8 protein-coding genes are annotated in these 7,766 nt (G+C 49.6%); 3 read left to right on the top strand and 5 right to left on the bottom strand.

All coding sequences use genetic code 11. The annotated features are described in order from the left end of the window. The first annotated feature begins 108 nt into the window (after positions 1 to 108). Positions 109 to 450, top strand: a complete 342-nt coding sequence (locus LKK83_RS12000) for a helix-turn-helix domain-containing protein (protein ID WP_324631367.1) — start codon at positions 109 to 111, stop codon at positions 448 to 450. 2 nt (positions 451 to 452) lie between these two features. Beyond that, on the top strand, positions 453 to 1,130 hold the full coding sequence (locus tag LKK83_RS11995; RefSeq protein WP_324631366.1) for an ImmA/IrrE family metallo-endopeptidase: 678 nt from the start codon (positions 453 to 455) through the stop codon (positions 1,128 to 1,130). Here the strand turns inward: LKK83_RS11995 and LKK83_RS11990 are convergent. Then, complete coding sequence (locus tag LKK83_RS11990) at positions 1,100 to 1,264, bottom strand: hypothetical protein (protein ID WP_324631365.1); 165 nt, start codon at positions 1,262 to 1,264, stop codon at positions 1,100 to 1,102. The genes LKK83_RS11995 and LKK83_RS11990 overlap by 31 nt on opposite strands. Here LKK83_RS11990 and LKK83_RS11985 point away from each other — a divergent pair. Continuing rightward, positions 1,256 to 1,879, top strand: coding sequence for an Eco29kI family restriction endonuclease (locus tag LKK83_RS11985; RefSeq protein ID WP_324631364.1), 624 nt, complete (start codon positions 1,256 to 1,258; stop codon positions 1,877 to 1,879). The genes LKK83_RS11990 and LKK83_RS11985 overlap by 9 nt on opposite strands. A gap of 5 nt (positions 1,880 to 1,884) precedes the next feature. On the opposite strand, the gene LKK83_RS11980 is transcribed toward LKK83_RS11985, so the two are convergent. From LKK83_RS11980 to LKK83_RS11965, 4 genes are all read right to left on the bottom strand, one after another. Next, positions 1,885 to 3,195: a DNA methyltransferase gene (locus tag LKK83_RS11980; protein ID WP_324631363.1), complete on the bottom strand. Its 1,311-nt coding sequence runs from the start codon at positions 3,193 to 3,195 to the stop codon at positions 1,885 to 1,887. Between the two features lie 279 nt (positions 3,196 to 3,474). Continuing rightward, positions 3,475 to 4,110, bottom strand: a complete 636-nt coding sequence (locus tag LKK83_RS11975) for an exopolysaccharide biosynthesis protein (RefSeq protein ID WP_324631362.1) — start codon at positions 4,108 to 4,110, stop codon at positions 3,475 to 3,477. Between the two features lie 142 nt (positions 4,111 to 4,252). Beyond that, complete coding sequence (ahcY, locus tag LKK83_RS11970) at positions 4,253 to 5,530, bottom strand: adenosylhomocysteinase (RefSeq protein WP_324631361.1); 1,278 nt, start codon at positions 5,528 to 5,530, stop codon at positions 4,253 to 4,255. Positions 5,531 to 5,618: 88 nt separating this feature from the next. Beyond that, complete coding sequence (locus tag LKK83_RS11965; RefSeq protein ID WP_324631360.1) at positions 5,619 to 6,806, bottom strand: DUF389 domain-containing protein; 1,188 nt, start codon at positions 6,804 to 6,806, stop codon at positions 5,619 to 5,621. Positions 6,807 to 7,766 lie beyond the last annotated feature (960 nt).

Genomic DNA, 7,766 nt, shown 5'->3' with positions numbered 1-7,766 from the left:
GGATAAGTTGGCTAGGAGCCGGATGAGGTGAAAGTCTCATGTCCGGTTCTGAATGGGAGGTGAGGGTTGCAAAGCCCCTATCGACCCCTAATTGGGGATTTTAAAGAAGTGGAACAGAGTTTTGGTAAACTAATTCGCAAAGCACGCAAGGACAAGGGTTTCAGCCAACGGGAGCTTGCCAAGCTTCTGGAGGTGGACTTCACCTACTTGTCCAAGCTGGAGAACGATCGCGCGGACTATCCTCCGAAGGAAGACGTGATTCGGTCGTTGGCGCGGAATCTGGATCTCGATGAGGAGGAGCTGATCGTCCTCGCCGGACGCCTTCCGCAACGTTACGAGGATTTTCTCAAGGAAAATTATAAAGTCATGCCCGCCCTGCTGCGGCGGATGCGAGAAAATCCGGATTTTGCTCAAAAGGTGTTTCAACAGGTTGCAAGCGAGGGAGAATAACCTTGAGTATCTTCAAGCCGTATCGCTATTATCGCAAAGAGGCGATTGAGTATCGGGCCAATCACCTGCTCAGACAGATGGATCGGCGCGGAGATCAATTTGCACCCCGTTGGCCATTTGATGTCACCTTAGTGGCGGATTTTTTGGATCTCGGCGTCATTTGGGAGTGCATCCCGCCAGATGAAATTGGGCCGATCGCGGCTCGGATCCTGCCCCTGCAGAGCTGCATCGAGATTAACGAACAGTTACTCGATAAGCCCCAGGGGTTCCAAGAATCCACCCTTGCCCATGAAATCGGCCATTGGGTGCTGCACATCAATCAAGATGTGGCGGAGGATCCCGAATCTCGCCTGCCCGATCTGGAGGTGACCGCACCGGATGAGCCATTTGTCTGCCGAGGGACCCGAGAGGTGGCGGGGTTTCTTTCTAGCGCGTCGCAGCTCGAATCGATTGAATGGCAGGCGCAGTATTTTGCCAGTTGCCTGCTGATGCCGCGACATATTTTAGAAGAGAAAAGCCAGGGTCGGGATTTAACCCGCTGGCCTCACCTCTATGAAATGCGAGAAGAACTCGGCGTGAGTATCTCTAACTTGGTGAATCGGCTGCAAGATTTGGAATGGATATACATTCCCAAGCGAACCCGTCAAATTTATCCCGGAAAGGCGGTGGTGTATGGGTAGTGAGTGATAGGAGACGGGGATAAACCGCTCAGAGCGATCGCGCACTCCCGTCCGGCGATCGCTCCTACCCCGGAGGCGATCGCACCACTCCCTTCCCATCCACCGCGATCGTGGAACTGGCAACTGTGCGCCATCAAAAAACCGTGACATTCAATCCCAATCGCCATATTTTTCGCTCGCCCAAATTTCGCAGTGTAGTTAACGATGCCATTCAGTTTTTCTGCGAAACGCCGGTTTATCCCTTACCCCCAACCAACCGCTTTATCGGTGCGGGGGTTTATGGACTTTACTATCTCGGTGACTGCGGGCTTTATGCGAGACTTGCCGATGCGAACAAACAGGCTTTAGAGCAACCGATTTATATCGGAAAAGCCGTTCCTCCCGGATGGCGAACCGCAAGAACACAGGAGACTCAAACCACTGTTTTATATCGCCGACTGAGAGAACATGCCAGAAGCATAGAACAAGTGGGAAATTTACAGACCGAGGACTTCAACTGTCGATTTACGATTTTAACCCATATCGAAACCGATCTCATCGGACCTGTAGAAGCCGAACTGATTCGAAGATATCAACCCCTTTGGAATTGTGTCATTGATGGGTTTGGAAATCACGATCCCGGGTCAGGACGATATAACCAAGCGCCATCAGAGTGGGATGTATTGCATCCCGGTAGACCTTGGGCAGAACGTTTAACGGGAGTATTGCCATCCTTAGCGATCGTCACCGAAAAAGTTGGCGATTTTTAGGGGATTTACCGTTTTCTTAATTCCACGATCGCTTCATACAGGTGATGAGATTTTTTGGCTTTGGCCACCCGCACTTCGGATTGAATAATGCTATTTCCCACTCGCGTGGAACGGGGAATATCAATATTCACTAATTCTAACCCAACCAATTCAGCAATTTTGCCAAAATATTGGTCAGTGGGAATTAAAATGCCTTGTAGAATGCTGTTGCCAATGACCACCAGGGCTGTACCGCCCGACTTGAGAACGTAATGGATGCCTTGGGCGAATTTGTAGCAGTCATTAAAATAAGATGCGGCATAATTAGCCCAACCAGAACCGCCATAGATTCCTTTTTCGGGATTAATCTGTCGGATCGTCTCTAAGCGTCGATCGATATCGCTTTCCGGTAAGCGAAACTCCAGGTCAATTGGTTGGCGATCGCGCACGGTTTGCCAATACTTCCCGAAGTTTAAGTGTTCGAGTCGTTTCAAATCCTTCGGATTGTTCGCAAATCCCAGCCAGTAAAGTTGAGGTCGGGTATTGCGATTGTAGTGATAATTATTTAAGTAAGGGGGTGAGGTGACGATTGCATCCACCGATTCAGGCGTTAAGTAATTTTGGTAATTTAAGAAGGAATCTTCAATTATCGGAAAATTTTCACAGCGCTCTTTCTGATGAAAGTCCACTTTCGCAATATCTGTGGCAATTTCTTCTAGTTTTGCGATAATCGCTTCTTCTACCGGAAAATCGATAATTTCAGGTTTGCCTGCTGTCACCCGTCGGCTCAAACTGGGTTCGTAAGAATAATTGGAATAGCGCACCATCGTGGATGCAAATACCAGTTTAAACAACTCTTGTAAGAAGAGATTATCCAGGGTGTCAATAAAATCCAAGACCGTTAACACTTTTTTGAGAACCTGGGGGCTGTAAAATTCGGATCGGGTTTTGAATCCTTGGGGAGGTTGACTTTTCGGGAAAGACTGAGAACCGATTCTCTCGGTGTAGAAGGTTTGGAAATTTAAAAGGGTTTCTTGTAAGATTTGGACATCAATGCGATCGGCATTGATTTTCATCCTTGCGGCTAATGCCGCATAAGGGTTAATTTCAAATCCAATCCCTCTATGACCCAGTAAAACTGCTTCAACTAACGTGGTTCCTACCCCGGCGAAGGGGTCTAAGACGGTACTTTTTTCGTCCAGGTATCGGTGCAAGGCATCCCTGACAAAATGGCTGGAAAAGCCAGCAATCCAGGGAACCCATCGATGAATTGGCCGGGTTTTGTTATGGGCAAATGCCGGATCGTTAAACGCAGATGTTTTCTTTTCAAGTGTCATACCGGGGAGAGAATTTGCGTTGTGTTTCATCGATGGGAATCGAGGGCGAGTAGTACGGGTATTATTCTGACATAAGAGGCGATCTCTCCTACCGATTCCGCGACAAAGGGGACAACATTTCCGCCACGGCGAAGCGACAATCGGGAAATGATTCAGGACAGGAGCGATCGCCTCAGTTTCGCAAACCCCCTAAATTTGAAATTTTATCCGGTCTTCTCACAAAAACGCCGTTTTCTCGCAAAGTATAAAAAAACCTGTTTTATCTAAAAGCAAAATTGCTTAACTCGTCGAGCGATTCAGAATGAAATCTTTCATCACATCGATCGTCGTTCTGACCATTTCGTAGCCAAAAATCAGAACTGACGCCGAGAGGGTGAAGCCCATCGCACAAATCACCAAACCTGCCAAGCTAATTGCGCCATCGTCATCGAGCAAGCCAAAGCCGGTGACAAAAATCCCGATCGCCGGCAGAGTATTGGTAAACGGAATCGGCACCATCATCGAAACCGACATCACGGCGATCGCGCATCCAATAATAATTCGTCCCGGCAGACTGGTGCAGACATAACTCAAGCGCGGACGAGACAACATCTCAATTTTCTGCAACCAACGCATCCCCGAGTTCAAAACCCCTTGCACCTTGCTCAACTCAATCGGACGATTTAACATCTTTTGCGGCAGCCAAGGGCGTTTTGCCCCCGCCAACAACTGCACCGCCAGCAGCAACATCACCACCCCAAACGGAATCGAATAACCCGGTGCCGGCACCGGCAACGCCGAGGGCAGAGACAGCAACACGAACAAAAACCCAAAAATCCGCTCTCCCGCCAACTGCCAAATCGCAGCCAACGTCACTTCCTCAGAGCGGGCTTCGTCAAAAAAATAGCGTTTTAATTCAACCGAGAGTCGAGCCACAGCGTTCGTTTGCAACAAAGGGGGGTAAGATAAAAGGCGCTTCGGGGCGGGCGTGCAAGACACCGGGGCACCCCCCCGAAGCAAAGTCGGTGACGACTCACCCCTGACGTCTAACTCGTCAGAGGCAAGTTCGTCCAACCGATTAGGTACCAGAAGTCCAGGAATTGATGTACTTCACCTGTTCTGGGGTCAGAGCATCCATATGAATTCCCATTGCCTTCAGTTTCAGGCTGGCGATTTCTTGGTCGATATCTTCCGGAATCGAATGCACAGCCGGTTCGAGCTTGCCTTTGTTCTTCACCAGATACTCGCAAGCCAACGCTTGGTTGGCAAAGCTCATATCCATCACCGCGCTGGGGTGTCCTTCTGCTGCCGCCAAGTTAATCAGACGACCTTCACCCAACACGATCACCGACTTGCCAGATTGCAGCTTGTATTGCTCGGTGAACGGACGCACCGTGCGTTTTTCAGACGCCATTTCACCCAGGCCCTTCAGGTCGATTTCGATATCGAAGTGACCGGAGTTGCAAACAATGGCACCATCTTTCATGTTCTCGAAGTGCTCGCGACGAATCACGTGCTTGTTACCGGTGACCGTCACGTACAAATCGCCGTAACGCACTGCTTCCTCCATCGGCATGACGCGGAAGCCATCCATCGTCGCTTCCAAGGCCCGCACTGGGTTGATTTCCGTGACGATGACATTGGCACCCAAACCGCGCGCGCGCAAGGCGGTACCTTTACCGCACCATCCATAACCGGCCACTACCACAGTTTTACCGGCCAGCAGGACATTGGTGGCGCGGATAATTCCATCTAGGGTGGATTGACCGGTGCCGTAGCGGTTATCAAAGAAGTGCTTGGTTTCAGCGTCGTTGACGTTCATCGCCGGGAAGGAGAGAACGCCATCTTTGAACATTGCCGCCAGACGAACGATCCCGGTGGTGGTTTCTTCCGTGGTGCCGATGATATCCGACAGTTGATCCTTGCGATGTTGCACCAGACCTGCCGTCACGTCGCTCCCGTCATCAATAATAATGTTGGGTTTGTGATCCAGGGCGATTTCTACGTGACGATGATAGGTTTCGTTGTCTTCCCCTTTGATGGCAAAGACAGGAATCCCATGATCTGCCACCAAGCTTGCTGCAACATCATCCTGGGTGCTTAGGGGGTTGCTGGCAATCAGCACGGCATCAGCACCACCCGCTTTCAGGGTAATCGCCAGATGAGCGGTTTCGGTGGTGACGTGGCAGCAAGCAGTGATGCGGATCCCGGCGAAGGGTTTTTCCTTTGCAAAGCGATCGCGGATCAGGTGCAGCACGGGCATCTCCCGTCCCGCCCAATCAATCCGCTGTTTCCCTAGGGGCGCTAGAGAAATATCTTTGACTTCGTGTTTTACCGGGGTAGTCGTGGCAGTCATTCTAACTGTATCCTCGATTCAATGTTCAATTTGCTTGCCTTATCTACCTTACTCCATGATTCGCGTTCTCGTCACGAATTTTACAAAATTATTTTGCGCCCGGTTCTGTTTTGCGGTAAGATTTTTTCTCCCTACCTGGCCCTACTCTCGAATCTTTCAGGGTTGACCATTGCAGTTTTTCCACCACGGTGGCGCGCAATGGCCGCATTCGCTTGGCTTTTTCGTTGCTAATGTCTTTTGAACTGCCCCCTTGGGACTGGGGGGGCATTTTTTCCCCTGGGTTTTCTGTTTCCGGCGCTTCGGTTTGTGGGGGTTGCCCTCGGACTTCGCGCACTTGACTTTCTTGAAACACTAAGGTGAACCGTCGTTGCATTCGGTCGTACAGGAATTCTTCCACTTCCCTGACTTGTTTGGGGGTGATCGGTTCTTTGGCGTTGACGCTGAGCTGTACTTCGGGTGGATTTTGGTTCCAGTCAATTTCGATCGCCCGCAGTAAACTGACTTGCTGACCTACGGTAATCGTTTCTCGCTGTAGGACTTCTTTGAGGGTGGCGCGGATATTCGCTTCGGCGAGCAAGGTCCAAAAACTCCAAAACAGGGGAATCACGATCGCCCCAACTAAGGCAAATGTCCACCCCAATGCCCGCCCGATTTTTTCGGTCTCGATATAATAACCGCCCCAGACAAATACCAGCATACAGGCGAGGATAATCCCGAGAAAGTTGGTGCAGTACAATAAAAATGCTCCCCAACTGGCAGCAAAAAATCCTTGGGATAGGCTAATACCCACCACGCACAAGGGCGGCATTAAGGCAACCGCAATGGCAGTTCCCGCTAGGGCGTCGCTGATTCGAGGCCGAATTTTGGCAAACCCACTCACTGCCCCGGCGGCGATCGCTACTCCGAGATCCACTAGGTTGGGTTGGGTGCGCGAGAGCATTTCTGAGGAGAATTCTGACGGCGGCAAGTTCACAAATCTCCCGATCGCCCAGGATAAAAATATCGCCACGCCAGTGCCTACCAATCCCGTCCATAAACTTTTGCGAAATAACTGGAGGTCTGCTTCTAATGCGCCAAAGGCAACGCCGCGCAACGGCTGCATCAGAGGGGCGACAATCATGGCTCCAATAATTACCGCCGGACTATTGTTGAGCAGTCCCATTGTGGCGATCGCACAAGAACTAATCACCAACACTACATAATTCAGTTCCAGTTCGGCGTCTTTTAGCAGTTGCTTCCGCAATCTTAATAATTTTTTTAGCGTTGCTTTCGGCATCTCAACATCGGCTCCAACCCATAGCAGATAACCTTTGACTCCCTGAAGCGTCACTCCCGCCAAAACCGGATGCGCTCAGATTGAGATTACTGTAGCAAAAAGTTTCCCGTTTTTCCGAAGATTCCTCGCATTCCTTCAGTTCTCTTGTGGCCACCCCTTATCTCCCCCCCCTATAAACCTCAGCCTCTCGCTCAATTATTGTCCCTCTCTGTTCTTTTCCCTGCAAACACTAACCCTCCGGTTTATATTCACGACTTTTTGCAATTTAATTTTACCAAAAACGATATTCTACTAAACATAAAATATCGTTTTTTTGACAAAACTAACGAAATATTTGAGTCGCAATGCAATCGTTGTATGTCAAACAAAATAACAATTAAAAAGTGAAAAAAGTGTCAGAGTAGCGTCAATGACTCTATAACGTCTAAATACCTGAGATCAAAGGAACCCAAGGAAGCGCCAATCCCAGAATTAGGGTGAGAATTAGAACGAGAAAAAAGTCCGATCGCCGAGATTCTATCCGCAACTGCCAGTTGTTACAAAAATTTACAAAAAAGGGAGGGAATGAATGCAGGAGGGGATAGCTGTTTGGGGGAGGCTAGATCGGCGATGCGATCGCGCATCTGGAGATTTTCAGCATAACCCATCTCGCCGATGCCAAGGGAGGGCAAGCAGGAGACAATCCAGGGCGATCGCGGCTTTACCCAGAAGGCCGCAAGAGGTAAAATGCAATTAACTAACAAAAAGCCAATATTTCTTGTCGTCAGGGCAAAATATTGTCTAAAGTAGAAAAATAACGGCTTCGCGGTTGACCCCTGGGTAAATTCGCTTATCCATTCCGGTCAAACAGCGAGGTGAAGTTTTACCAATAAAAATTAAGAGGCCAGTCAGGGACTCCGTAGAAACCAACCCCATGTCTAAAGCCAGGGGCTTGTACTTCTAACCACCTGACCAGCCTAA

The organism is Phormidium sp. CCY1219 (genome assembly GCF_035615515.1).
In the GTDB taxonomy this organism is placed as follows: Bacteria; Cyanobacteriota; Cyanobacteriia; order Cyanobacteriales; family Laspinemataceae; genus CCY1219.
The sequence above is the reverse complement of the archived record's forward strand: the minus strand, read 5'-3'. Positions and strand labels throughout refer to the sequence as shown.